24 protein-coding genes and 2 pseudogenes are annotated in these 22,108 nt (G+C 74.6%); 15 read left to right on the top strand and 11 right to left on the bottom strand.

What is annotated here, in order from left to right; all coding sequences use genetic code 11:
• The first annotated feature begins 60 nt into the window (after positions 1-60).
• Positions 61-432, top strand: a complete 372-nt coding sequence (locus ACIQGV_RS15470; RefSeq protein ID WP_402494786.1) for a winged helix-turn-helix transcriptional regulator — start codon at positions 61-63, stop codon at positions 430-432.
• Here ACIQGV_RS15470 and ACIQGV_RS15465 read toward each other — a convergent pair.
• From ACIQGV_RS15465 to ACIQGV_RS15455, 3 genes are read right to left on the bottom strand one after another with little or no spacing between them, the layout of a single operon-like run.
• Positions 429-1,109 (bottom strand): lactate utilization protein C, encoded by a 681-nt coding sequence (locus ACIQGV_RS15465; protein WP_402494784.1) that lies wholly within the window; start codon positions 1,107-1,109, stop codon positions 429-431. The two genes, ACIQGV_RS15470 and ACIQGV_RS15465, sit on opposite strands and share 4 nt — an antisense overlap.
• The gene (locus tag ACIQGV_RS15460) at positions 1,106-2,584 is read right to left on the bottom strand and encodes a LutB/LldF family L-lactate oxidation iron-sulfur protein (RefSeq protein WP_402494783.1); all 1,479 of its coding nucleotides are present in this window, start codon (positions 2,582-2,584) and stop codon (positions 1,106-1,108) included. The genes ACIQGV_RS15465 and ACIQGV_RS15460 overlap by 4 nt, the downstream gene beginning before the upstream one ends.
• Entirely contained in the window at positions 2,581-3,336 is a 756-nt protein-coding gene (locus ACIQGV_RS15455) for a (Fe-S)-binding protein (protein ID WP_402494781.1), read from the bottom strand. The genes ACIQGV_RS15460 and ACIQGV_RS15455 overlap by 4 nt, the downstream gene beginning before the upstream one ends.
• A 226-nt stretch (positions 3,337-3,562) precedes the next feature.
• On the opposite strand from ACIQGV_RS15455, the pseudogene ACIQGV_RS15450 reads away from it, so the two are divergent.
• From ACIQGV_RS15450 to sigJ, 4 genes and pseudogenes are all read left to right on the top strand, one after another.
• Positions 3,563-3,880, top strand: a pseudogene (locus ACIQGV_RS15450) (substrate-binding domain-containing protein); the annotation flags it as partial.
• 203 nt (positions 3,881-4,083) lie between these two features.
• Positions 4,084-5,385 carry an alpha/beta fold hydrolase gene (locus ACIQGV_RS15445; protein WP_402494779.1) on the top strand — a complete coding sequence of 434 codons (1,302 nt, stop codon included), beginning with the start codon at positions 4,084-4,086 and terminating at the stop codon, positions 5,383-5,385.
• A gap of 66 nt (positions 5,386-5,451) precedes the next feature.
• The gene (locus ACIQGV_RS15440) at positions 5,452-6,192 is read left to right on the top strand and encodes a PIG-L deacetylase family protein (protein WP_402494777.1); all 741 of its coding nucleotides are present in this window, start codon (positions 5,452-5,454) and stop codon (positions 6,190-6,192) included.
• 35 nt (positions 6,193-6,227) lie between these two features.
• Complete coding sequence (sigJ, locus tag ACIQGV_RS15435; protein WP_402494775.1) at positions 6,228-7,124, top strand: RNA polymerase sigma factor SigJ; 897 nt, start codon at positions 6,228-6,230, stop codon at positions 7,122-7,124.
• A 48-nt stretch (positions 7,125-7,172) separates the two neighbouring features.
• Here sigJ and ACIQGV_RS15430 read toward each other — a convergent pair whose 3' ends face one another.
• A complete protein-coding gene (locus tag ACIQGV_RS15430; RefSeq protein WP_402494774.1) occupies positions 7,173-7,364 on the bottom strand; it encodes a DUF5999 family protein in 192 nt (63 codons plus the stop codon).
• A 106-nt stretch (positions 7,365-7,470) separates the two neighbouring features.
• Positions 7,471-8,949 carry a cytochrome P450 gene (locus ACIQGV_RS15425; protein WP_402494772.1) on the bottom strand — a complete coding sequence of 493 codons (1,479 nt, stop codon included), beginning with the start codon at positions 8,947-8,949 and terminating at the stop codon, positions 7,471-7,473.
• A 109-nt stretch (positions 8,950-9,058) separates the two neighbouring features.
• Between ACIQGV_RS15425 and ACIQGV_RS15420 the strand changes: the two genes are divergently transcribed.
• Both ACIQGV_RS15420 and ACIQGV_RS15415 read left to right on the top strand, forming a co-directional pair.
• Positions 9,059-9,667 carry a TetR/AcrR family transcriptional regulator gene (locus ACIQGV_RS15420; protein WP_402494771.1) on the top strand — a complete coding sequence of 203 codons (609 nt, stop codon included), beginning with the start codon at positions 9,059-9,061 and terminating at the stop codon, positions 9,665-9,667.
• Between the two features lie 107 nt (positions 9,668-9,774).
• The gene (locus tag ACIQGV_RS15415) at positions 9,775-10,497 is read left to right on the top strand and encodes a DUF2470 domain-containing protein (protein WP_402494769.1); all 723 of its coding nucleotides are present in this window, start codon (positions 9,775-9,777) and stop codon (positions 10,495-10,497) included.
• Here ACIQGV_RS15415 and ACIQGV_RS15410 read toward each other — a convergent pair.
• The 3 genes from ACIQGV_RS15410 to ACIQGV_RS15400 form a co-directional block, all read right to left on the bottom strand.
• Positions 10,465-11,646 carry a lactonase family protein gene (locus ACIQGV_RS15410; RefSeq protein WP_402494768.1) on the bottom strand — a complete coding sequence of 394 codons (1,182 nt, stop codon included), beginning with the start codon at positions 11,644-11,646 and terminating at the stop codon, positions 10,465-10,467. The genes ACIQGV_RS15415 and ACIQGV_RS15410 overlap by 33 nt on opposite strands.
• Positions 11,647-11,721: 75 nt before the next feature.
• Positions 11,722-12,948 (bottom strand): aromatic acid exporter family protein, encoded by a 1,227-nt coding sequence (locus tag ACIQGV_RS15405; RefSeq protein WP_402494766.1) that lies wholly within the window; start codon positions 12,946-12,948, stop codon positions 11,722-11,724.
• A 39-nt stretch (positions 12,949-12,987) separates the two neighbouring features.
• On the bottom strand, positions 12,988-13,482 hold the full coding sequence (locus tag ACIQGV_RS15400) for an FBP domain-containing protein (RefSeq protein WP_402494765.1): 495 nt from the start codon (positions 13,480-13,482) through the stop codon (positions 12,988-12,990).
• A gap of 315 nt (positions 13,483-13,797) precedes the next feature.
• On the opposite strand from ACIQGV_RS15400, the gene ACIQGV_RS15395 reads away from it, so the two are divergent.
• Together ACIQGV_RS15395 and ACIQGV_RS15390 are read left to right on the top strand one after the other, a co-directional pair.
• Positions 13,798-15,087 carry an ROK family protein gene (locus tag ACIQGV_RS15395; protein WP_402494763.1) on the top strand — a complete coding sequence of 430 codons (1,290 nt, stop codon included), beginning with the start codon at positions 13,798-13,800 and terminating at the stop codon, positions 15,085-15,087.
• 98 nt (positions 15,088-15,185) lie between these two features.
• Positions 15,186-15,473 carry a hypothetical protein gene (locus ACIQGV_RS15390; protein ID WP_402494762.1) on the top strand — a complete coding sequence of 96 codons (288 nt, stop codon included), beginning with the start codon at positions 15,186-15,188 and terminating at the stop codon, positions 15,471-15,473.
• Positions 15,474-15,492: 19 nt separating this feature from the next.
• On the opposite strand, the gene ACIQGV_RS15385 is transcribed toward ACIQGV_RS15390, so the two are convergent.
• Positions 15,493-16,521, bottom strand: coding sequence for an SDR family oxidoreductase (locus ACIQGV_RS15385; RefSeq protein ID WP_402494761.1), 1,029 nt, complete (start codon positions 16,519-16,521; stop codon positions 15,493-15,495).
• A 95-nt stretch (positions 16,522-16,616) separates the two neighbouring features.
• Here ACIQGV_RS15385 and ACIQGV_RS15380 point away from each other — a divergent pair, with 95 nt between their 5' ends.
• The gene (locus ACIQGV_RS15380) at positions 16,617-18,251 is read left to right on the top strand and encodes a helix-turn-helix domain-containing protein (RefSeq protein WP_402494759.1); all 1,635 of its coding nucleotides are present in this window, start codon (positions 16,617-16,619) and stop codon (positions 18,249-18,251) included.
• A 200-nt stretch (positions 18,252-18,451) separates the two neighbouring features.
• On the opposite strand, the pseudogene ACIQGV_RS15375 reads toward ACIQGV_RS15380, so the two are convergent.
• Positions 18,452-18,646, bottom strand: a pseudogene (locus ACIQGV_RS15375) (oxidoreductase); the annotation flags it as partial.
• An 848-nt stretch (positions 18,647-19,494) separates the two neighbouring features.
• Here ACIQGV_RS15375 and ACIQGV_RS15370 point away from each other — a divergent pair.
• Entirely contained in the window at positions 19,495-19,731 is a 237-nt protein-coding gene (locus tag ACIQGV_RS15370) for a hypothetical protein (protein WP_402494757.1), read from the top strand.
• Here the strand turns inward: ACIQGV_RS15370 and ACIQGV_RS15365 are convergent.
• Positions 19,712-20,260: a VanZ family protein gene (locus tag ACIQGV_RS15365; RefSeq protein WP_402494755.1), complete on the bottom strand. Its 549-nt coding sequence runs from the start codon at positions 20,258-20,260 to the stop codon at positions 19,712-19,714. The two genes, ACIQGV_RS15370 and ACIQGV_RS15365, sit on opposite strands and share 20 nt — an antisense overlap.
• A 225-nt stretch (positions 20,261-20,485) precedes the next feature.
• Here ACIQGV_RS15365 and ACIQGV_RS15360 point away from each other — a divergent pair, with 225 nt between their 5' ends.
• From ACIQGV_RS15360 to ACIQGV_RS15345, 4 genes are read left to right on the top strand one after another with little or no spacing between them, the layout of a single operon-like run.
• Positions 20,486-20,668 (top strand): hypothetical protein, encoded by a 183-nt coding sequence (locus ACIQGV_RS15360; protein ID WP_402494754.1) that lies wholly within the window; start codon positions 20,486-20,488, stop codon positions 20,666-20,668.
• Positions 20,665-21,117, top strand: coding sequence for a monovalent cation/H+ antiporter complex subunit F (locus ACIQGV_RS15355; protein WP_402494753.1), 453 nt, complete (start codon positions 20,665-20,667; stop codon positions 21,115-21,117). Before ACIQGV_RS15360 ends, ACIQGV_RS15355 begins: the two co-directional genes overlap by 4 nt.
• The gene (locus ACIQGV_RS15350) at positions 21,110-21,370 is read left to right on the top strand and encodes a Na(+)/H(+) antiporter subunit B (protein ID WP_402494752.1); all 261 of its coding nucleotides are present in this window, start codon (positions 21,110-21,112) and stop codon (positions 21,368-21,370) included. Before ACIQGV_RS15355 ends, ACIQGV_RS15350 begins: the two co-directional genes overlap by 8 nt.
• Positions 21,367-22,107 (top strand): MnhB domain-containing protein, encoded by a 741-nt coding sequence (locus ACIQGV_RS15345; RefSeq protein WP_402494751.1) that lies wholly within the window; start codon positions 21,367-21,369, stop codon positions 22,105-22,107. The genes ACIQGV_RS15350 and ACIQGV_RS15345 overlap by 4 nt, the downstream gene beginning before the upstream one ends.
• Position 22,108 lies beyond the last annotated feature (1 nt).

The raw sequence follows: 22,108 nt of genomic DNA, 5'->3' as shown, positions 1-22,108 counted from the left end.
CGCCGGCGGCGCCGGTACAGTAGGCACCCAGAGGAAAGCGACTGCCCCGGAGGGACCCGCATGGCCGCCGCACTCCCCGGCTCCGATCCCCGGCTGGCCTGTCCGATCGCCCCGGTCGTGGACATCGTCTTCAGCCGCTGGACCACCCCGATCCTGTGGGTCCTGCACACCTACGGCCGCCAGCGGTTCGTCGAACTCGAACGCCGGATCACCCGGATCACCCCGAAGGTGCTCACCCAGCGGCTGCGTCAGCTCGAACGCGACGGGCTGGTCGTCCGCACCTACCACGCCGAGGTCCCGCCCCGCGTCGAGTACGAGATCAGCGAACTCGGCCGCAGCCTCGCCCCGCTCTTCGCGCACCTCGCCGACTGGTCCACCGAGAACCTGCCCCGGGTGGAACAGGCCCGCGCGGCCTACGACGCCGGATCCTAGGCGGTGTCCCCGCCCGGGTCCGCGTCCGGGCCCGGCACCGGGCCGCCGACGAGCACCACTTCGAGGGTGCGCGGGCCGTGGACGCCCTCCACACGGTCGAGTTCGATGTCGCTGGTCGCGGAGGGCCCCGAGATCCAGGTCGACGGGCGTACGGGGTCGAGACGTCCGAGCGCCTGGGGCACGGAGCCGACGACCTGGCCGGGGACGCGGACGACACAGACATGGTGGTCGGGGATCAGGGTGATGCGGCGGCGGCCCTGGTCGGGGGAGCCGTCCAGGACGATCGTGCCGGTCTCGGCGACGGCCAGGGCGCAGCCGGTGAGCACGCTGTCGACCCGGTCGAGGGCCTGCGGGGTGCTCACGGAGCGGTCGTGGATCCGGGTCGCGTCGACCTCCGCGAGCCAGTACGGCGGCAGGCCCGGCGGCACCAGCAGGGTCTGCGTGCCGCGTTCGGCCAGCAGCCGTGCGAGAAGACCGGGCAGCTCGGTGTCCGTGCAGCGGTGCACCACCGCCCGGTAGTCCGCCAGATTCTCCGCCAGCAGCTCCACCGTCTCCGCGGCACTCCGCCGCCCGTGCTCGCGCGGACGGTCACGCGGGTCATGCGGGACGCCGTCGTCGCCCGGCGCGTCCGCCAGCGCCCTCCGCACCCGGCCCAGGATCCGTTCCCTGCTGCTCACTCGGTCTCCTTCTTGCCGCCGTCGGTGCGCTGCCACCAGTCGCGGAACGACTCCGCGGGGACGCGGGGCAGTTCGCGTGCGGCGCTCCAGGCGCGGCCGGGGCCGGGCAGGGTGCGGGGGTGCAGACGGCGGGTGCGCGAGGCGAGGCGCTGGCCCGTGCGCAGGACACCGGGACGGACGAGGGCCCAGCGGGCGGCGCGCATGGCCGCGCGTTCGGCCGCGTGTCCCTTGGCGGGCTTGAGGACGACCTTGTCGCCGCCCCGGGTGACGGTGCCGCCCTCCACGACGCGTTCACGCAGATGCACGAGCACTTCGGGGATGTCGATGGCGACGGGGCAGACGTCGTAGCAGGCGCCGCACAGGGAGGACGCGTACGGCAGCGAGGCGTCGATCTCGCTCGCCGTGCCGCGCAGCTGGGGGCTGAGGATGGCGCCGATGGGGCCGGGGTACACGGAGCCGTAGGCGTGGCCGCCGGCCCGTTCGTACACCGGGCAGACGTTGAGACAGGCCGAGCAGCGGATGCAGCGCAGGGCCTGCCGGCCGACCTCGTCGGCGAGCGTGTCGGTGCGGCCGTTGTCGAGGAGGACCAGGTGGAACGCGCGGGGTCCGTCCTTCTCGGTGGTGCCCGTCCACATCGAGGTGTACGGGTTCATGCGCTCGGCCGTGGAGGAGCGGGGGAGGGTCTGCAGGAACACCCCCAGGTCCCGCCAGGCGGGTACGACCTTCTCGATGCCGACGACCGAGACGAGCGTCTCGGGCAGGGTCAGGCACATCCGCCCGTTGCCCTCGGACTCCACCACGACGAGGGTGCCGGTCTCGGCGACCATGAAGTTGGCGCCGGAGATGCCGACCTTGGCGCGCAGGAACTTCTCCCGCAGGTGCAGCCGTGCGGCCTCGGCCAGTTCGGCGGGCGCGTCGGTCAGTCCCTCGGGCGCCGGGCGGCCCCACGCACCCATCTCGGAGCGGAAGATGTCGCGGATCTCGCCGCGGTTGCGGTGGATGGCCGGGACCAGGATGTGCGAGGGGCGGTCGCGCCCCAGCTGCACGATCAGTTCGGCCAGATCGGTCTCGTAGGCGCGGATGCCCTCCGCCTCCAGCGCCTCGTTCAGCCCGATCTCCTGCGTGGTCATCGACTTGACCTTGACGACCTCCCGCTCGCCGGTCGCCTTCACCAGGCCGGTGACGATGCGGTTGGCCTCGTCGGCGTCGGCGGCCCAGTGCACGACGCCGCCCGCCGCGGTGACCGCCTCCTCCAGCTGCACCAGGTAGGTGTCGAGATGCCGCAGCGTGTGGTCCTTGATCCGCCTGCCGGCCTCCCGCAGCTCCGCCCAGTCCGGCAGCTCCGCCACGGCCCTGGCCCGTCTGGCCCGGATGGTGCGGGTGGCGTGCCGCAGATTCCCGCGCAGAGCGGTGTCGGCCACCGCCTCGCGCGCGGCCGCCGGAAAGGCCGGCATCCCCATGAACGTGCCGCTCATACCGCGGGTGCCTCCTTCGTGCTCGCCAGGATCTCCGCGAGGTGCACCGGCCGCATCGCGGTGCGCAGCCGCGCCATCGTGCCGCCGATGTGCATGAGGCAGGAGTTGTCGGCCGCGCACAGCACGTCCGCGCCCGTCGACACCGCGTTGCGCACCTTGTCCGCGCCCATTGCCGCCGACACGTCCGCGTTCTTCAGCGCGAACGTGCCGCCGAACCCGCAGCACTCCTCGGCGCCCGGCAGCTCCACCAGCTCCAGCCCCCTCACCGCCTCCAGCAACCGCCGCGGCCGCTCGCCCAGCCCCAGGCCGCGCAGCCCGTGGCAGGTGGGGTGATAGGTCACCCGGTGCGGGTAGAAGGCGCCGACGTCCGTCACGCCCAGCACGTCCACCAGGAACTCCGTCAGCTCGTACGTCCTCGGCACGACCGGCGCCAGCGCCGCCGCGAGCGTGTCCCCGCGCCCCTCGGCCCGCGCCCGCTCGCCCATGCGCGGGTACAGCTCCCGCACCATCGCCCCGCACGAACCGGACGGCGTCACGATCGCGTCGTGGCCGCCGAAGACCTCGGCGAAGTGCCGCGCCAGCGGCTCCGCCTCGTGCCGGTAGCCGGTGTTGTAGTGCGCCTGCCCGCAGCACGTCTGACCCGTCGGGAAGTCGACGTCCACACCCAGCCGGGTGAGCAGCTTGACCACCGCACGCCCCGTGCCGGGATACAGCGTGTCGTTCACGCAGGTCAGGAACAGGGCGACACGCATCGCGGCTCCTCGTGATCGCTCGTCGGACGGTTGCAGGTTAATCGGCCCGCCGGGGCTGCGGGCTCACCCCGCCCGCAGGCGGGCCTCCGCCTCACGCCGGCGGGCGGCACCCCGGGGCTCGTAGCGGTTCGGCGGCTGCGTCCGGGTCAGCAGCCGCCGCATGCCGGCCGGGCCGCCGGCCGGCCCGTGCGTCCGCGCCTGCACGAGTACGTCGCCCGGCGGGCCCCTCGGCCTCGCCGACCGGCCCACGGCCGTGTTCCGCGCCGGCGGCCTGCTCGCCCCCGGCGTGCTCCGGGCGCTGTACGCGGCCGGGGCCGACGTGCCCGGTGACCTGGCGATCGTCGGCCACGACGACATCGAGTCCGCCGTCACCGAGGCCGTCCCCCTCATCTGCGTGCGCCGGCCCGCCGTCACCATGGGCGACCTCGCCGCCGGACTGCTCATCGAGGAGACCGAGACGGAACCGGGCACGGCACCGCACGGACACCGCCGTGTCGTCCTCCCGCCGGAACCGGTGGTCCGCCGCTCCAGCCTGTCGGCCCGCCGACCCCGGGCCCCGTGCGGCCGGCGCACCCTCGGACGAGCCCTCACCGGGCCTGTCACCGGGCCTGTCACCGGGCCTGTCACCGGGTCCGCCGCCCGGCCGGTCCGGCGTTCGGCCGTGGTGGCCGGTCCCCGGGTCGGCCGTGGTCCGGGCATGTGCTGAACTGGGGCGTGACCTGCACTCCGACCGTATCGGGAGCACCGTTGACCGTCAGCTACCGTCAGCCCGGCGTCGTCCTCACCGACCGCCGCTTCACCGTGCCGCTCGACCACGACGACCCGGCGGGGGAGACGATCGAGCTGTACGCCCGTGAGGTCGTCGCGAGCGACAAGGCGCGGCAGGGCCTGCCGTGGCTGGTCTACCTCCAGGGCGGTCCCGGCTTCGGCGCCAACCGGTTCGTCGGCAGGCCGGCCTGGCTCGGCCGCGCCCTGAAGGAGTACCGCGTCCTGCTGCTGGACCAGCGCGGCACCGGCCACTCCACGCCCGCCAACCGCCAGACGCTCCCGCTGCGCGGCGGCCCCGCCGAGCAGGCCGGATACCTCACGCACTTCCGCGCCGACTCGATCGTCCGCGACTGCGAGGCGATCCGCCCCGAGGTGACCGGCGGCGCCCCGTGGACCGTCCTCGGCCAGAGCTTCGGCGGCTTCTGCACGGTGAACTACCTCTCCACCGCCCCCGAGGGCCTGACCGCCGCGCTGATCACCGGCGGCCTCCCCTCGCTGCACGCCCACGCCGACGACGTCTACCGCGCGGCCTACCCCCGCGTCGAGCGCAAGGTCGCCGCGCACTACGCCCGCTATCCGCAGGACGTCGAGCGGGCCCGCCGCATCGCCGACCACCTCCTCCGGCAGGAGGTGCGCCTGCCGAACGGCTACCGGCTCACCGTCGAGGCGTTCCAGTCCCTCGGCATCCTCCTCGGCGGCGGCGACGGCAGCCACCGGCTGCATTTCCTGCTGGAGCACGCCTTCGTGCCCACCCCGCAGGGCCCGGAACTCTCCGACGCCTTCCAGGAGGAGGTCCAGGGCCTGCTGTCGTACGCCGGTCATCCGCTGTACGCGCTCGTGCACGAGGCCATCTACGGCCAGGACACCCGCCCCACCGCCTGGTCGGCCGAACGGGTCCGCGCCGAGTTTCCCCGGTTCGACGCCGCCAAGACCCTCACCGGCGACGGCCCCGTCCTCTTCACCGGCGAGACCGTCCACCCCTGGATGTTCGACTGCGACCCCGCCCTGCGCCCCCTGCGCGAGACGGCCGCTCTCCTCGCCGCCCGCACGGACTGGAAGCCGCTCTACGACCCGGCCCGCCTCGCAGCGAACGAGGTTCCGGTGGCCGCCGCCGTCTACCACGACGACATGTACGTCGACACCGCCCACTCCCTGGAGACCGCGCGGTCGATCAGGGGCCTGCGCCCCTGGGTGACGGACGAGTTCGAGCACGACGGGGTGCGGGCGGGCGGCCCGCGCGTCCTCGACCGGCTGCTGGCCCTGGTGAGGGACGAGGTCTGAGACGACGCCCGGCCACCGGGCGCGCACGGCCGGGACCGGCGCCCCGCACGGCGTTACCCTGCGCCCATGACAGAGATCCCGCAGCTGAAGCCCATGCCCGAGGACTGGCGGCGTGCCCTCGCCGTCGTCGCCCACCCGGACGACCTCGAATACGGCTGCGCCGCGGCCGTGGCCCGGTGGACCGACGACGGCCGTGAGGTCGCCTACGTCCTCGCCACCCGGGGCGAGGCCGGCATCGACACCCTGGAGCCGGAGAGGTGCGGCCCGCTGCGCGAGCAGGAGCAGCGGGCGAGCGCCGCGGTCGTGGGCGTGTCGAGCGTGGAGTTCCTCGACCACCGCGACGGTGTGGTCGAGTACGGCGCGGCCCTGCGCCGGGACATCGCCGCGGCGATCCGCCGCCACCGCCCCGAGCTGGTGATCACCCTCAACCACCGCGACACCTGGGGCGGCGTCGCCTGGAACACGCCCGACCATGTGGCGGTCGGCCGGGCCGTGCTGGACGCGGCGGCCGACGCGGGCAACCGATGGATCTTCCCCGAGCTGGCCGAGCAGGGACTGGAGCCGTGGAACGGTGTGCGCTGGGTCGCCGTCGCCGGGTCCGGCACGCCCACCCACGCCGTGGAGGTGACGGCCGGCCTGGACCGCGCGGTGCGCTCGCTGCTGGCGCACCGCAGCTACATCGAGGCGCTGACCGACCGGGAACCCGAGACCTACGCCCGGGAGTTCCTCACCGGCAACGCCGAGGCGACGGCGGAACGGTTCGGCGGGCGGCCCGCGGTGGCCTTCGAGGTGTTCGCCCGGTCATAATCGCCTCGGTCCTGATCACGAACGGGGGAACGGTCGTGCACGACGGGGACATCGGGGCGGATGCCTTCGAGGAGCACCGCGCCCATCTGCGGGCGGTGGCCTACCGCATGCTGGGCTCGCTCGCCGAGGCGGACGACGCGGTGCAGGACACCTGGCTCCGCTACAGCGGGGCCGACGTCGAAGAGGTGCGCAACCTCGGCGGCTGGCTCACCACCGTGATCAGCCGGATCTGTCTCAACATGCTGCGCTCCCGGGCCTCCCGGCGCGAACAGCCCATCGACGAGACGTTCGTGCCCGACCCCGTCGTACGGCCCCTGTCGGAGATCGACCCGGAGCGGGAGGTGCTCCAGGCGGACTCGGTGGGCCTCGCCCTGCTGGTGGTGCTGGAGAACCTGGAGCCGGCCGAGCGGCTGGCGTTCGTGCTGCACGACATGTTCGCCGTGCCGTTCGACGAGATCGCCCCTGTCGTGGAGCGCAGCGCCGACGCCACCCGGCAGCTCGCCAGCAGGGCCCGGCGGCGGGTGCGCGGAGCCACCCCGTCGGCCGACCCCGATCTCGGCCGGCAGCGCAAGGTCCTGGACGCCTTCATGGCGGCGGCCCGCGGGGGAGACTTCGACGCCCTGCTCGCCGTGCTCGACCCGGACGTCGTGCTGCGCGCCGACTCCGGCCCGCTGGCCGGCGGCGCGGCCGCGTCGAAGGCGGTGCGTGGTGCCCGGCCGGTCGCCGAACAGGCCATGATGTTCCGCCGGTTCGCGCCGCACGGACGCTTCCTGCTGGTCAACGGCACGGTCGGGATGGCCAACGTGGTGGACGGGAAGGTGCAGTCCGTCATGGGGGTCACCGTCGTCGGCGGCCGTATCACGCAGATGTACATCCTGGCCGACCCGGAGCGGCTCGCCCGTCTCGACCCCGCCGCGTTCGGCGAGGTCTGAGGGCGCGTCGGGACCGGTGCGGCGCGGACGGCGGGGACCGGTGCGGCGTCAGACGGCGGGAGCCGGTGCGCGGCGCGGGCCCACCACCCGTCCGTCCGGCAGGAGTTCACCGGTGTCGTCGAAGACGATCGTGCCGTTGCACAGCAGGGTCCAGCCCTGTTCGGGGCAGGTCGTGACGACGACGGCGGTGTGATGGCGCGGGCTCTCGGCGGCGGGGCACTGCGGCTGATGACTGCACATGACGTCTCCTCGGTCCGTGGGGCTCCTGCCTCGGCTCGATGGCTTCCCCCAGTGGTAGCCGAGGTTGTTTTCGGCCGGATGAGGAGACCCCCACAACAGCGGAAACTCAGCGGTGAGTTCGCGCGTCGGCGGGCGTTTCCGGCTCGGACGCGGCGGTCCTCGGGCGCAGATGCAGCCGCAGCCCGTCCGGCATCAGGGTGAGCCGCTCGGTGACCGTCAGCCGGTAGCCGGGGTCGGGCACCAGCTCGTAGCGGCGCAGCAGCAGACCGAGGACGAGAGTGGCCTCGTGCAGGGCGAACTGCCGTCCGATGCAGGCCCGGGCGCCGGTGCCGAACGGCTTGAAGGTGTGCGGCGGCCGGGCGCGGACGGCGCCGGCGTCGAAGCGGTCCGGGTCGAAGCGCTCGGGGTCGGGCCCCCACACCTGCGGATCGCGGTGCAGGGACGCGACCAGCACCAGCGCCCACGCCCCGCGGCGCATCGGGTGCGTCCCGGCGAGCACGGTGTCCTGCCGGGCCTCCCGGGCGAACGCGGGCGCCGTCGGCCACAGCCGCAGCGACTCGTCCAGCACCCGTCGTACGTACCGCAGCCGGGCCACCTGCTCGTAGCCGGGGGCGCCGGTGGCGCCCCACACCCGGTCCACCTCGGCGCGGGCGCGGGCGGCGGCCTCGGGGTGCAGCGCCAGGTGGTGGAGGGCGAAGGACAGCGCGCCCGAGGTGGTCTCGTGGCCCGCGACGAGGAAGGTGATCACCTGGTGCCGTACGTTGCGCGCGGCGAGCCGCTCGCCGGTCTCCGGGTGGGCGGTGTCGAGCATCCGGTCCAGCAGGTCGCCGCCGCCGGACGCCCCGGACGTGCGCCGGGCCCGCACGAGGTCGTCCACGGTCCGGTTCAGGAAGGCGATGTCGGCGTCGTTGCGGCGCGCGGCCCGGCGGATCAGCAGCGGTGACGGCACGGTGTTCAGCCGCTGCGCGTAGCTCAGCGTGCCCACCATCGCGGTGACGAACGGGTGCGGTCTCTCCCGCTCGAAGGAGCCGAAGTCGTGCCCGAAGCCGGTCCGCGCGATCGTCTCCAGCGTCAGCTTGGTCATGTCGCCGGGCACGTCGACGGACCGGCCGGCCGCGGCCGCCGTGTCCCAGCGGTCGGTCAGCCGCGCGGCCACGTCCAGCATCATCGGGTGGTAGCCCGCCATCGCCTCCCGGCTGAAGCCGGGCGCGAGCACGTCGTGCGCCAGCTGCCAGTTCGGCTCGTGGTTGTAGGCGGTGAACAGTCCGTCCCCGGCGACCGGGCGCAGGTTGGCGATGCCGAGCCCCACATGCTTGGCGAACCGTGTCTCGTCCGCCAGCTCGGCGGCCAGGTCCGCGCCCCCGACGAACACGAACTCCCGGCCGAACACCCGCCGGCGGAAGATCGGGCCCAGCTCGCGGCCGAGGCGTATCGAGTCCTGCACGGGTGTGTGCCGGTCGACGCCCAGCACATCGCCCAGCAGGGGGAGGCGGCGGGGCGGGTGGGGGATGCGGTGCAGCTGCGGCCAGCCCTGCTCCGCGCTGCGGAATCCCCTGGGCAGACCGTCCGGTGTCGTCTCCGCCATGGTGCCAACTCCCTTTATCCAGCGGCAGGTCGAGCGGTGTTGTACATGGGTTCAACAGTGCGCCCCAGTCTCGGCCCGTTGTTGAACCTGCGTCAAGTAAGGTGCGGACATGGCCGCGAAGCAGGGTGAGCGCACACGTCGCCGGCTCAGCACCGAGGAGCGCCGCGAGCAGCTCCTGTCGGTCGGGGCGAGGCTGTTCTCGGAGAATCCGTACGACGACGTCCGGATCGAGCGGGTGGCCGAGATCGCGGGAGTCTCCCGCGGCCTGCTCTACCACTACTTCCCGACCAAGCGGGACTTCTTCGCGGGGGTCGTCGAGCGGGAGAGCGCGCGCATGCTGCGGATGACGGCGGCGGTGCCGGGCATCCCGGTCCGTGACCAGCTCGCCGCCGGTCTCGACACGTTCCTGGAGTACGTGGAGTCCCACGCCCACGGCTACCGCGCCTTCCATCGCGCCGACGCCGCCGGCGACCAGGCCGTCCGCCGCGTCTACCGGCGTGCCCTGGCCGCCCAGGAGCGGCAGATCCTCGCCGCCCTCGCCGCCGACCCCGAGTTCGGCCCCGCCTTCGCGGCTCTTCCCCGGATCCCGCTCGCCGTGCGCGGCTGGCTCGCGTTCACGACCGCGGTCTGCCTGGAGTGGCTGCGCGGCTCGCCCCTGACCCGCGCGGAGGTCCGCGACCTGTGCGCGCGGGCGCTGCTGGGGGTCGTGGGCGGCTGAGGGGGGCGCCCCGGCGGGGCCGCCGCGGCGCGAAAGCGTTCCCCCTGCTTGGCGGCACGCCCGAACTCCGATAGGTTAGGTGAGCCTTACCTAAGGAGGGTTTACGGATGGGTGACAGCCACACGTGGACCGCCGCGCCCGGCGCGGCGGAACAGGCACGGTCGGTGCTCGCGACGGCGTGGTCCTGCGCGGTGACGGCGGACGGCGGCCGGGAGGAGTTCGTGGGCGCGCACACCGTCGCCGAGGACGGCCGGGTGCTGCTGGAGGTCCCCGAGGACAGCGCCCTGCTCGCGGCCGCGATCTGCGCACCCCGCGGAGAGCCCTCCGCCGTCCTGGAGTTCGCCGACGTCGCCCCCGTCCCCGTGCGCCACCGCATCCGCGCCCGGCTCTGGATCGCCGGCTGGTTCGCCCCCGCGGAGGGCGGCCTCGCACTGCGGCCCACCCGCGTGGTGCTGCGCCGCTCCTCCGGCGCCGAACTGGTCGGCGTGGACGAGTTCGCCGCCGCCCCCGACCCGCTGGCCGGCGCCGAGGCGCATCTGCTCGCCCACCTCGCCGACGCGCACCCCGACGCCGTCGAGCGGCTCACCCGCCTCGTGGAGCCCGACAGCCTGCACGGCGCGGTCCGGGTCCGCCCCCTCGCCGTCGACCGCCACGGCCTCACCCTGCGGATCGAACGCGTCCGCGCCCACGGCGACGTACGCCTGGCCTTCCACACCCCCGCCGACACCGTCGCCCAGCTCACCGAGCGCATGCACGTGCTGCTCGGGCAGGCCGCCGCTGCCGCCTGCCCCCGCGCCCTACAGCGGCAGCGCGCAGACCGCGAGCGGTGACGCGTACGGCTGCCCCGCGAGCCGCAGCCCGCCGCTCGCCCCGTCCACGTGGAAGACGCTCACCGTGCCCGAGCGCTGGTTCGCCGCGAACAGCAGCCTGCCGTCGGGCGACAGCGCGAGGTGCCGCGGGAAGTCCCCGCCCGCCGGTACGGTGTCCAGCAGCACGAGCCGCGCCCCGTCCTCCTGGACGGCGTAGCGCGTGATGCTGTTGTGGCCGCGGTTGGCGAGGTAGGCGAACGCCCCGTCCGCGGTGACCACGAACTGCGCCGGATGATTCGTGCCCTCGCCCGTTCCCGTCGGCTGCGGCTCGCCGATCGTCAGCCGGCCCGTCGCCCGCTCGTACGTGCACACCGCCACCGTGTCGTCGGCCTCGTTGGCCAGATAGGCGTGGCGGCCGCCCGGATGGAAGGTGAGATGGCGCGGCCCGGCACCCGGCCGGGTGTGCGCCTGGCCGATCTCCTCCAGCGTGCCCCTGCGCCGGTCCAGGCGGTAGCTGTACACGGTGTCCGTGCCGAGGTCCACGGCGAGGACCGTCCCGGGGTCGGGGCCGGTGAGGAACTGGTGGGCGTGCGGGCCCTGCTGCCCGGGGCCCGGCGCCGGGCGGGAGTGCGTGACGACGTCGGTGGGCTCACCGGGCACGCCCGACGCGTCGACGGGGTGCACGGCCACACCGCCCGACCCGTAGTTCGCGCAGAGCAGCCAGCGGCCGTCCGGGTGCACCGACACATGGCACGGCCCCGACCCGCCGGTGCGGCGGCTGCCCAGCACTTCGCGGTCGGCGAGCCGCACCGCCGTCACCGACCCCTGCTCGCGTTCGTTCACCGCGTACAGGGTGCGGCCGTCCGGGTGCACGGCGAGATACGACGGATCGGCGACGCCCGGGACGGTGCCGGACCCGCTCACACGGCCCGTGCGCGGGTCGTAGGAGGCCACCCCGATCCCTTGGCCCCCGCCCTCGGCGGAGGTGTAGGTGCCCAGGAACAGCGGGCGCGGCCCCGTCGCCCGCGCGCCGGGCGAGGCGCTCGGCCGGTCCGGGGTCGCGGGCCCGCCCGCCGAGGGGCGCTCCCGCCCGGAGGGCGCCGGCCCGCCGCAGCCCGCCGCCGTGAGGGCCGCTCCGGCCGCCAGGAACCCGCGTCGGCTCCAGCCCATCCTCCACCTCTCGTCGACGTCCGTTCCGGCGGACCACCGTGCCCGTGACGCCCGGCCGGGGCCGGACGGGGCGCCTCAGCCGCGGCGCCCGCGGCCGAGGCGCCGCGTCCGGTCCCGTACCCAGACCAGCCACGGCAGGCGCTCGCGCTGCTCCTGCGAGAAGCGGTCCAGCTCCTCCAGCAGCCGGCGGGAGCGGTGCTCGGTGTCCATCTCGTCGATGATCCGGTTGACCTCGGCCAGCACGGCCCCGCGCAGCTGCCACTGTGCGGCGTCCTGGCGCACGTCGTCCAGCAGCAGCACGGCGAGCTTGTCACGGGTGGCGGCGGCCTGGCGCAGCTCGGCGGTCAGCCGTTCCTCGGCGCTCTCGGCGTTCTCGCTGACATGGGTGGTGACGAGCACGGCGAAACTCACGATCGCGTCGGCGACCTCGGACAGCAGCTGCTCCAGGACCGCCCCGGTCTCCCTGGGGAAGAGCGGCTCCGGCTCGCGCTCCTTCGCCAGGTCGGTGAGGGTCCGCGCGAGCACCCTGAGCACGACCGTGCAGATCTCCAGCGTGTCCAGACCGGTGCGCAGCACGATCCGGTGCAGCAGTCCCTCGCGGACGCGCGGGTTGAGCCGCAGGCTGTCCTCCGCCTGCCGCAGGGCCGCGTCCACCCCGACGATGTCGTGGTCGAGGCGCCGCGCCTCGTGCAGCCGGGCCGCCGCGCGCTCGGGAGGGGTGCGGCCCGCGGCCTCCTCGCCGATGTGCAGCATCAGCTGCCGGACCCGGCGGGCCAGTCCCTCGATGGACTCGCCCGCCTCGCCCACCCACACCGGCGGGGGCAGCAGCACATTGACGGCGAGCCCCACCACCGCCCCGATCAGCGTCTCCAGCACCCGCGCCCAGGCGTAGTCGCCGACGGCGGTGACGCCGAGGACCAGCATCGCGCTGATCGCCACCTCGGGGACGTACTCGTCGACCCGGACCAGATGGCCCACGGCCAGCGAGGCCACGATCAGCAGCGCCAGGCTCCACCAGGTCAGGCCCACCAGCAGGCTGAACGCGATGGCCACCAGGACGCCCGCGACCACGGAGTTCACCCGGCGGACGCTGTTGGTCAGGGTGGCGTAGAGAGTGACCTGCACGACCAGGAGCGCGGTCAGGGGAGCGGTGAGCGGGGCGGCCTCGGGACTGAGGTGCAGCGCGATGACATACGCGACCGTCGCCGCGGCCGTGGACCGCAGCGCCTGTACGACCACCGGTTCCCGGCTCCATCTCGCCATGCGCACCAGGGGCGCCGGCCACTCACGTACCACGTGCATCCCTTCGGCTGTTCCCGTCGAAGGGCGGTCGAACACCCCTCAGCTGTACAGCTTGTCCAGGAACGCGGTGAGATTCCCGGTCGTGCGGGCGATCTGCTCCTCCAGAGTGAGGCTCTCCTCGAAGCGGGCGCCGGTGTCGGGGTCCTTCTTGCCGCGGATGTAGAGCGAGCAGGCGAGGTCGGTGCACATGTACACGCCCACCGAGTTGCCCTCGCGGCCCGCCGTGCCCGCCTTGCGCGCGGTCATCAGGGACACGCCGCCGCCGCGGTGCGTGGTCAGACAGAGCGAGCACATGCTGCGGTGCAGGAAACCGCGCTGCGAGGCGGGAAAGCGCATGGAGAGGCCCACGAGCCGCCCTTCCCGCTCGGTCACGAGATAGCTCCGGTCGGGCGCCCCCGGGTCCCGCCAGCCCAGGAAGTCCAGGTCCCCCCAGGGGCGCTCCTCCAGGTCGCGCGGCACGGCGATGCGCTTCGCCTCGCCCTTGGAGCAGTTCACGAACGAGTCGCGGATGTCCTGCTCGGTGAGTGACCTCATGGCCCATCCTCCATAAACCTAAAGCCTTTAGGGACTGACCTAGAGTAGATAGACAGGGGGAAGGGATCCAGCGGATTTCGGCCGGGCGCACCGGCGATGCCGCCCGCGGCGGGTGCCGTGCGGTGCAGGGCCGGGCGGCGGCCCGGCGTACCCTCGACCGATCGGGCGTCCCGCCGGGCGGGGCCGGTCCCGCCCGAGGGGGCGCGGCGGGGCGGCGCCAGGCTTTGCTCATTACATGAATTAAGTGCTGTCGAATGTCGCGTGCGAGCCCGTCGTGAGGGTATGTTGCAGGTCGGCGGGGTTGAAGGGAGCCACATGGCGGGGCGGAACGGGCGTACGGTACGGGATCTGCGGCGGGCCAACCGCTCGGCCGTACTGCAACGGCTCTACTTCGACGGACCGCTCAGCCGCTTCGAACTCGGTCCGGCCACCGGGCTGAGTTCCGGCTCGGTCAGCAATGTCGTCGCGGACCTCGTGGCCGACGGGCTCGTCGAGGAGGCCGGCAGCGTCGACTCCGACGGCGGCCGCCCGCGCACCCTGCTGCGCGTCGCGCCCGGCAGCGGCCACATGATCGGCGTCGACGTCGGCGAGACCCGGGTGCGCGTCGAACTGTTCGACCTCACCCTCACCGAACTCGCCCGCACCGAGCGTCCGCTGGCGCCCCGGCGCTACGACGCCGATGTGGTCGCCGGCCATATCCGCGACGGTGTGGACGAGGTCCTCGCCGCCACCGGCATCGCCCCCGACCGGCTCCTCGGCGTCGGCATCGGGGTCCCCGGCATCGTCGAGCGCACCTCCGCGCAGGGAGCCGTGGTGCACGGCCAGACCATCGGCTGGAACGCCGTCCCCCTGGAGGCGCTGCTGCGCGAGGGCTCCCGGCTCCCGGACACCGTCTCCTTCTTCATCGACAACGGCGCCCGCACCCTCGGCCAGGCCGAGATGTGGTTCGGCGGCGGACGCGGCGCCCGCAACGCGGTCGTGGTCCTGTTCGGCTCCGGTGTCGGCGCCTGCCTGGTCACCCCCGAGGTGGAGCACGGCCGGGCCGTGGAGTGGGGGCATCTGACCGTCCGGGTGCGAGGACGCCGCTGCCGCTGCGGCGCGCTCGGCTGCCTGGAGGCGTACGCGGGCGCCGAGTCCCTGCTGGAGCGCTGGCGCGAGGCGGGCGGGCAGCCGCCCGAGGGCACCGACGAGGAGACCGCCCTCACCGCCATGCTCGGCGCCGCCTACCCGGCCGACGGGACCGAGCCGGACCCGGTCGCCCTCGGCGTGCTGGAGGAGACCGCCGAGTATCTGGGCGCCGGCCTGTCCGACCTGATCAACCTCTTCCAGCCCGAGCGGATCCTCATCGGCGGCTGGGCGGGCCTCCAGCTCGGTCCGCGCTTCCTGCCCGCCGTGCGCCGGCACGCCGTCTCCTACGCGCTGCGCCACCCGGCCGAGAAGGTCACCGTCGACCTCGGCCGCCTCGGCCCCGACGCGGTCACCGTGGGTGCCGCGATCCTGCCGCTGGCCGACTTCTTCGCCCGCGGCGGCCGCCGCCGCGAGCCCGTCCCCGAGGAGCCCGCTCCCGCTTGGCGCGCGGCACTGGAGGAGCGGGCCCTGCACTGATCCCCGGCGCCGGCTCCGCGCCGGGCGCGTTTCGCCGGGCGCGGGCCGCGGTACCCGCGTGTGGCCCGCCGCAGGACGCCGGGCGGAAGGAGCGCGCCATGGACGACCACCGGGAAGAGACACCGGGCGGCGAGGGCACGCCCGTGCCGCACGACATGCAGGACCAGGAGGCCGGGACCGGGGACCGCTGGGACGCCCGTCCCGAGCCGGCCGCCGCAGAGCCCCGGACGTCCGACGGCGACGTGCCGGACACCGAAGCGCCCGACGGCGACGTGCCGGACACCGACGTACCGGACACCGACGAGGCGGGCACCGGGCGCCGCGGCGCCCCCCACGCCGCGGGCACGCGCCCGGACCAGCCGGTGCCGGACGAGCCGACGGGGTAGCGCCCCGGCCCTCCTCCCCTCAGCCCGCCTTGCGGCCCCGCAGCGGCTCCGTGTCGGCACCCGCGCCCTCGCGGAGCCCCTGGAGGAACTCCCCGACCGCCTCCGCGGCGGTGCGGGCCGGCTCCCAGCCCAGCTCGGTACGCGCCCGTGCGCAGTCCATCAGGGGCAGCCGCAGCACCGCGTCGAACAGATGCGGCGACGCCGGCAGCAGCCGTACGTTCCAGGCGGCCGCGATGGCGGAACGGACGGCCGAGCGCGGCAGCCGCACCGGACGGGCGCCGAGCATCCCGCCCAGCAGTTCCGCGTCCACCGGCGGGTCCGCGGCCAGGTTGAACGCCCCGCGGACGTCGGAGTGCACCGCGAGCCGGTACGCCTCCGCCGCGTCGTCCGTGTGCAGCGCCTGCACCCGCAGCCCCGGGACGTCGGGCAGGAACGGCAGCAGGTCGGGACGCGCCAGCGACCCCGGCAGGAAGCGGCCGCCGAAGATGCGCAGCTGCTCGTCGGCGGCCTCCCGCTTGAACAGGAACGCCGGCCGCATCCGCACCACCCGCACCTCGGTGTGCTCCCGCTCGTACGCGTCCAGCGCACGCTCCAGATACGCCTTCTCCCGGCAGTACGCGGCGTCCGGCCAGCCGTGCGTCGGCCACGACTCGTCGACCGCGCGGTCCTTCGGCCCCGGTGAGTAGGCACCGACCGAGGACGCGTGCACCAGCACCGGCACCCCGGCGGCGGCCACGGCCTCGAACACGCGGATCGAGCCGAGGACGTTCGTCCGCCAGGTCGCGGCCGGGTCGTGCGTCGGCTGGAACGCCCAGGCCAGATGGATCACCGCCGAGGCGCCCGCGAACTCCCCGGCCGGATCCGCCCCCTCGTCGGCCAGGTCGAGCGCCGACCACTCGGTCTTCGCCGGCGACCACTCGGGACGCCGGCGGGCCAGCCCCCGCACCGACTCCACCCGTGGGTCCTCCGCGAGCAGACGCACCACGCTCGTGCCCACGTTCCCGGTGGCCCCTGTCACGACGATCCTGCTGCCCGCTGTGCTGCTCACTGTCGGCTCCTCTCGGCCGTACGCTGCGGCGGGTCACCGAGTACCCGGCGGCGGGGGGCGCACGCGGTGCGCACGAGGGTCGATAGGGTGGCCCGATGACCGGCTTCGACGCCATCGACGCCCTGCTGGCGAACGCCCGCCGGGAGGTGCCCCTGCCCCCGCCCGAGGAGCGGCGCCCGCTGCGGGAGCGGCTGAACGTCTCGCGCGCCCAGGTGGCCCAGGCCCTCGGGGTGAGCCCCTCCACGGTCGCCGGCTGGGAGACGGGCCGCGACCCGGGCGGCGAGGTGCGCGAGAAGTACGCGTACTTCCTGGAGGGAGCCCGTACGAAGCTGGCCGAGCGGACCGGCGTCGAGGAGGCCGGTGTCGAGGAGGCCGGTTCCGGACGGGTCGGCGCCGAGGAGGCCCACGGCACGCAGGCTCATGACGCGCAGGCCCACGGCACGCAGGCTCATGGCGCGCAGGCCGTCGCCGACGAGAGTCCCGACGACGTGGAGCCGCTCCCCGCTCCCCGCCCCTGTGTGCTCTGCGGCGCCCCCGCCCACCACCAGGTCGCCGGGTTCCCCCAGCACCTCGACCCGGCCGACTGCCGTGCGGCCGCGCCGGTCGCTGAAGCCCCTGTCACCCCCAGGACCCCCGTCACCCCCGGCCCCCCGGCCGCTCCCGGAACCCGGACCGCCTCCGGGGCCCGGGCGGCCGCGCGCCGGGCCCCGGGCAGGCCGGTCCGGCTCGTCCCGGTCGGCCGGCGTGTGCGTACCGCGGCCGCCGACGCGCCTGACCGGATCGGGGAGGCCGTCGCCGTGGCCCTGGACGAGCACGGCGGCGATCTGGAGGCGGCCACCGCGGCGCTGGTCAAACGGGCCATCCCGGACGCGATGGCGTTGCTCGACGAGAGCCGCAAGGGCGGCCGCTACGACGTCGTGGCGCATCCCTGGATCCCGGACGTCCTGCGCAAGCAGACCGCGCGCGGCGCGGACCAGATCTGGGAGGCCCGCCCCAAGTGGGCCCGCCCCGCGCTGCCGGAGGGCGCGCACGAGGTGACCGCGCTGGACGTCAACGGCGCCTATCTGTCGGCGCTGAAGACCCATCTGCCGATCGGTCAGCTGGAACACTCCACCGGCTTCGGGCACGACCGCCGCCGTGCCGGCGTCCACCTGATCACGCCGCCCGACTGGGAGCACGGCGACCGTCTGCCGAACCCCATCGGCAACCGCGACGAGCCGGGTCCGCTGTGGGTCACCGAGCCCACGCTGCGGCTGCTGCTGCGGCTGTCGGGACCGAAGTACGGGCTGTGCGACCCGCCGGAGATCCACGAGTCGTTCACCTCGGGCGCCACCGAGAGTCTGCTGGAGAAGTTCCGCGTCGCCCTCAAGGACGCCCGCGACCGGGCCATCGCCGAGGGCGACGAGGTGACGCTGGAGTACGTCAAGGCGATGTACTCCAAGTTCGTCTCCACCATGGGGGAGTCGAACTACAACCGGGAGCTGTACCGCCCGGACTGGATGCACATCATCCGCTCCCAGGCGTTCGCCAACCTCTGGACGAAGGCGTACAAGGCGCACGAGGAGGGCCTGCTCGTGGTCCGGGCGATGGGCACGGACGAGCTGCATGTGACCGGCGACTGGCGGAGGGTCTTCCCCGAGGGGCGCGGGGTCGCCGAGGTGAAGATCAAGGACGTCTACACCGTCGGCGAGGACCCCGTCCCCGCCGCCCCGGGCGAGCCGGAGGAGTGAGCGCGCGGCCGGGCGGGCCCCGGACCGGTCGGGCGAACGCGTCCACGCCGGTGCGTTCGGCCGACAGGGCCCACAGCCGGGCCGCCTCGTCCGGGTCGACCGCCCGGTCCCGGTCCCAGTCCCTGACCCCGGCCGGCAGGCCGCTGTCCGTGTCCGCGGGTCCGGCGATGTCGCAGTCCTCCAGGCAGACGGCGCCCATGCCGTCCGGCCGGGGCGAGGTCGCGGGCGCCGGCCCGTGCGAGGGCACGGGTGGTCTCCAGGCCGATCCCTGAGCAGCCGCCGGTCACGACGGCGAGCCGGCCGCCGAGGCCGATGCCCTTCAGGGCGTCGTCGGCGGTGCCGCGGGCTCCGAAACCCGAGTCGATGCTGTGCTGCGGTGTGATCGGTGCGGTCATGCCGGAACGCTGCGAACGGGAGCGCGCTCGAAGCCGAGGAGGCCGGGCATGAGGAGCCCCGGCCGCGACGGGGGAATCACGGCCGGGGCGGCACTGAGGTGGGTACGCACGGCGGTCGCCTCTCGGCGAAAGGCTCCACAAGGCTTCAGCCGGACGATCGTCCTCGTGGGCGAAAGGTGAGGCCCGGGGACACTGTCCCGTCCGCACCCACGGTCTGTTCAACGGACAACCACCCCTCTCTGTTCCGTCGAACGCACCGAAGAAGGGTGATCCCGGTCACCGCCGGCCGTCAGCCGCCCGCCCGGGCCGGCGGTTTCTCCTGTCGCCGGGCGGCGGTCACCCGCTCGGCGGGCGTCCCGGGCTCCTCAGGCCGGTGCGGCCGGGGGGTCGCCCGTCCGCCCGTTGCCCGTGCGCGCGTCCGTCCGCCCGTCCGGGCCGGCGGTTTCTCCTGTCGCCGGGCGGCGGTCACCCGCTCGGCGGGCGTCCCGGGCTCCTCAGGCCGGTGCGGCCGAGGGCCTGCGGGTCCGCCCGTCCGTCAGCGCGTTCGTCGCCCGTCCGGGCCCGGTGGCTTCTCCGGTGGCCGGGCGGGTGGCTCGGCGGCGGTCACCCGCTCGGCGGGTGTCCCGGGCTCCTCCGGCCGGGTGCGGCCGAGGGGCTGCCGGTCCGGGCGGCCGGCCGAGGGCGTGCGCGCCGGTGGGTGCGACCCGCTCCGGCGCCCGCACGGGGTCCGTGCCCGACCGCCGCCTTCCGCGGGCCGGGTCAGGGTTCCGTGTCCGGGGCCGCCCGGCATCCCGCGCCCCGCACCGTGGACCGGTCATATCGGTCGATTCCGCTCTACTCTCTATGACATGACCGAAATCGCGAGCCCTCACATCTCCCAGCCGAGGATCATGGTGCTCGGTGTCCAGCCGGGCACACCGCCGTTCCGGATCATGGAGATCGACGGCGAGGTCGTCGGTATGGCCCGGGCCGTCACCGACGTGCTGGAGACGGCGGCCGCCTTCGGCATCACGGTGCACGACCTGGACGACCCCGACGTGGTCCGCTGGGTCGGCGGCGACAAGTTCACCTGGACGCTCCGCTAGCCGGGCGGGTCCGCCGCCGGGCGTGCACGGCCCGGCCCAGCCTGCGGCCGAGCAGCAGGTGGCCGAGCAGCGCGCCGGTGGTGTTCAGCAGCACGTCGTCGATGTCGAAGGCGCGCCCGGTCACCATCGCGCCCTGCGCCAGCTCCACCAGCAGCATGACCGTGGCGGTGAGCAGCAGCACGCGCAGCAGCCCCCGCGCGCCGGGCGCCACCACCGGCACCAGCACCCCGAACGGGACGCCCAGCAGCACGTTCCCGCCGATCTGCCGCACGGCGTCCCCCGGCTCCGCGGTGTCGAAGTAGAAGCGCAGAGAGCTGCCGGGGCGCAGGTTGCTGTGCGTCAGCGCCTCCGAGGCGGGAGAGGGCTCCAGGGTGAGTCTCGCCAGCACCACCGCGAAACCCACCATGCACACGAACGCGAGCATCATCGCGAGCAGGCGTACCGGCAGGGGCAGCGGGCGTCTGTCGTCCACCGGGCCCGTCGGGCGCGGTCGGGCCCGCAGGCGGGCGGGCAGTACGGCACGGCCCATCAGATCCTCCCCATGTCAACTTCCGTACGTGAAAGCCCTGTTACCCGGGGCATGCGGACACATGCCCGGCCCCGCGCGGCCGCTGTTTCCTTTCCCGTCGGCGGGGCACTCCGGCCGGGACCCGCGCGCGCCGCCGCCCCGGCCGTCCCGGCCGGTGCTTGGATGACGCGCAGTGACCGACCGCGACGCGCGGTGACGAGCCGTGCACATGGAGGTGCGACGACCATGACCCGCCGCCCCGGTCTCCTCGCCGTGGCCGAGTTCCTGGCCTGGTGGACGGCGCTCGCCGCGCTGTGGCTGGTCCTGATCGGCACGGTCGACACGCTCGAACTGGCCGTCGGCGCCTGCGCCGCGGCCGTGGGCGCCCTCGCGGCCGGGGCGGCCCGGCGGGCGGTGGCCCGCCCGTGAACGGCTGGACGTGGACGGCTGCCGTCGTCCTCGGCTGCGGACTCGCCGGAGCCCTGTGGGGCGTGACGACCGGACCGCTCGCGCGCCGTGTCGCCGCCCAGAACCTGGCCACCGCGGCGATCTGCCCCGGCCTGCTTCTGCTGGCCCAGGGCTACGACCGGCCGTCCTACATCGACCTCGCGCTGGTCCTCGCCGTCCTCGGCCCGGTCGGCACCCTCGTCTTCGCCCGCCTCCTCGCCGACGAACTCACCGCCGCCGCACCGGCCGCCGAGTACGCCGGCCGGTGCCTGGCCGCCCTCGGCGGGGGCGTCGTTCTCGCCGTGTGCGCGGCCGCGGACCCGGGCCGCGAGACCCTGAAGATCCTCGTCACCGGCGCCCTCCTGATCGGCGGCAACCTCGTCGTGTCCCGCGCCCTGTCGGGCGGCCTGCGGGAGGTGCCCCGTGGGTGACCCCGTGGTCGTCGTCTCCCTGCTGGGTGTCGCGGCCGCCGCGACCGCCGCCGTCGCGGTGCGCGATCCCGTACGGCAGGCACTCGTCCTGTCCGTCCTCGGCCTCGCCCTGGCGGTGCTGTTCACCGCACTCCAGGCACCCGACGTGGCACTGTCCCAGCTGGCGGTGGGCACCGCGGTGACCCCGCTGCTGCTCCTGCTGACCGTCCGCAAGGTCAAGCGCCGTGCCCGAGGCGAGGGAAGGCGGGAGTGACCCGGCGCGCACGGCTGTGGCTGCTCCTCACCGGCGGCACGGGACTCGCCGTGCTGCTCGTCGCCGCCTGCCTCGACCTGCCCCGCTTCGGCGGCGCCCACCACCCCTACGGCGACCGGGCGGTGCACGAGTCCCTCGCCCGCAGCACCGCCAACACGATCGCCTCCGTCAACTTCGACCAGCGCGCCTTCGACACCCTCGGCGAACTGGCGATCCTCTTCGCCGCCGTCCTCGGCTGCGTCGTCCTGCTGCGCCAGACCCGCGACGAACACCGCGCCCGCCCCGAACCCGCCGAGGTCGCCCCGCCGGTGCGCCGCTACGCCCTCGCCGTCCTGCCGGTCGCCCTGCTCACCGGCCTCTACGTCGTCGCGCACGGCCAGCTCAGCCCCGGCGGCGGCTTCCAGGGCGGTGTGATCGCCGCGACCGCCCTGCATCTGCTGTACCTCGGTGCCGACTACCGCGCCCTGGAACGCGTCCGCCCCGTCGGCCTGTACGAGGCGGGCGACGCCCTCGCCGCCTGCGCCTACGTCGTCACCGGGCTGGCCGGCCTGCTCGGCGCGGCCGCGTTCCTCGCCAACACCCTGCTGCCGTACGGGACGTTCAACACCCTCTCCTCCGGCGGCACGGTCCCGCTGCTGAACGCGGCCATCGGCATGGAGGTCGCCTGCGCGGTCGTGGTCCTGCTGGCCCGCTTCCTCGACCAGGCCGTCGAGATCGACGAAAGGAGGGCCAAGTGAG

Source organism: Streptomyces sp. NPDC093094 (genome assembly GCF_044754345.1).
Taxonomy (GTDB): domain Bacteria; phylum Actinomycetota; class Actinomycetes; order Streptomycetales; family Streptomycetaceae; genus Streptomyces.
Note: the sequence above shows the minus strand (reverse complement) of the source record. Positions and strands in the feature narration are given on the sequence as shown.

Bases quoted from the DNA above. Each gene is read 5' to 3' on its own strand.
- ACIQGV_RS15390 (WP_402494762.1), top strand. From the start codon at position 15,186: ATGGACGACCACCGGGAAGAGACACCGGGCGGCGAGGGCACGCCCGTG.
- ACIQGV_RS15380 (WP_402494759.1), top strand. From the start codon at position 16,617: ATGACCGGCTTCGACGCCATCGACGCCCTGCTGGCGAACGCCCGCCGG.
- ACIQGV_RS15455 (WP_402494781.1), bottom strand. From the start codon at position 3,336: ATGCGTGTCGCCCTGTTCCTGACCTGCGTGAACGACACGCTGTATCCC.
- ACIQGV_RS15425 (WP_402494772.1), bottom strand. From the start codon at position 8,949: ATGGCGGAGACGACACCGGACGGTCTGCCCAGGGGATTCCGCAGCGCG.
- ACIQGV_RS15415 (WP_402494769.1), top strand. From the start codon at position 9,775: ATGGGTGACAGCCACACGTGGACCGCCGCGCCCGGCGCGGCGGAACAG.
- ACIQGV_RS15440 (WP_402494777.1), top strand. From the start codon at position 5,452: ATGACAGAGATCCCGCAGCTGAAGCCCATGCCCGAGGACTGGCGGCGT.
- ACIQGV_RS15365 (WP_402494755.1), bottom strand. From the start codon at position 20,260: ATGGGCCGTGCCGTACTGCCCGCCCGCCTGCGGGCCCGACCGCGCCCG.
- ACIQGV_RS15405 (WP_402494766.1), bottom strand. From the start codon at position 12,948: ATGCACGTGGTACGTGAGTGGCCGGCGCCCCTGGTGCGCATGGCGAGA.
- ACIQGV_RS15410 (WP_402494768.1), bottom strand. From the start codon at position 11,646: ATGGGCTGGAGCCGACGCGGGTTCCTGGCGGCCGGAGCGGCCCTCACG.
- ACIQGV_RS15395 (WP_402494763.1), top strand. From the start codon at position 13,798: ATGGCGGGGCGGAACGGGCGTACGGTACGGGATCTGCGGCGGGCCAAC.
- ACIQGV_RS15400 (WP_402494765.1), bottom strand. From the start codon at position 13,482: ATGAGGTCACTCACCGAGCAGGACATCCGCGACTCGTTCGTGAACTGC.
- ACIQGV_RS15360 (WP_402494754.1), top strand. From the start codon at position 20,486: ATGACCCGCCGCCCCGGTCTCCTCGCCGTGGCCGAGTTCCTGGCCTGG.
- ACIQGV_RS15430 (WP_402494774.1), bottom strand. From the start codon at position 7,364: ATGTGCAGTCATCAGCCGCAGTGCCCCGCCGCCGAGAGCCCGCGCCAT.
- ACIQGV_RS15420 (WP_402494771.1), top strand. From the start codon at position 9,059: ATGGCCGCGAAGCAGGGTGAGCGCACACGTCGCCGGCTCAGCACCGAG.
- ACIQGV_RS15370 (WP_402494757.1), top strand. From the start codon at position 19,495: ATGACCGAAATCGCGAGCCCTCACATCTCCCAGCCGAGGATCATGGTG.
- ACIQGV_RS15460 (WP_402494783.1), bottom strand. From the start codon at position 2,584: ATGAGCGGCACGTTCATGGGGATGCCGGCCTTTCCGGCGGCCGCGCGC.
- ACIQGV_RS15470 (WP_402494786.1), top strand. From the start codon at position 61: ATGGCCGCCGCACTCCCCGGCTCCGATCCCCGGCTGGCCTGTCCGATC.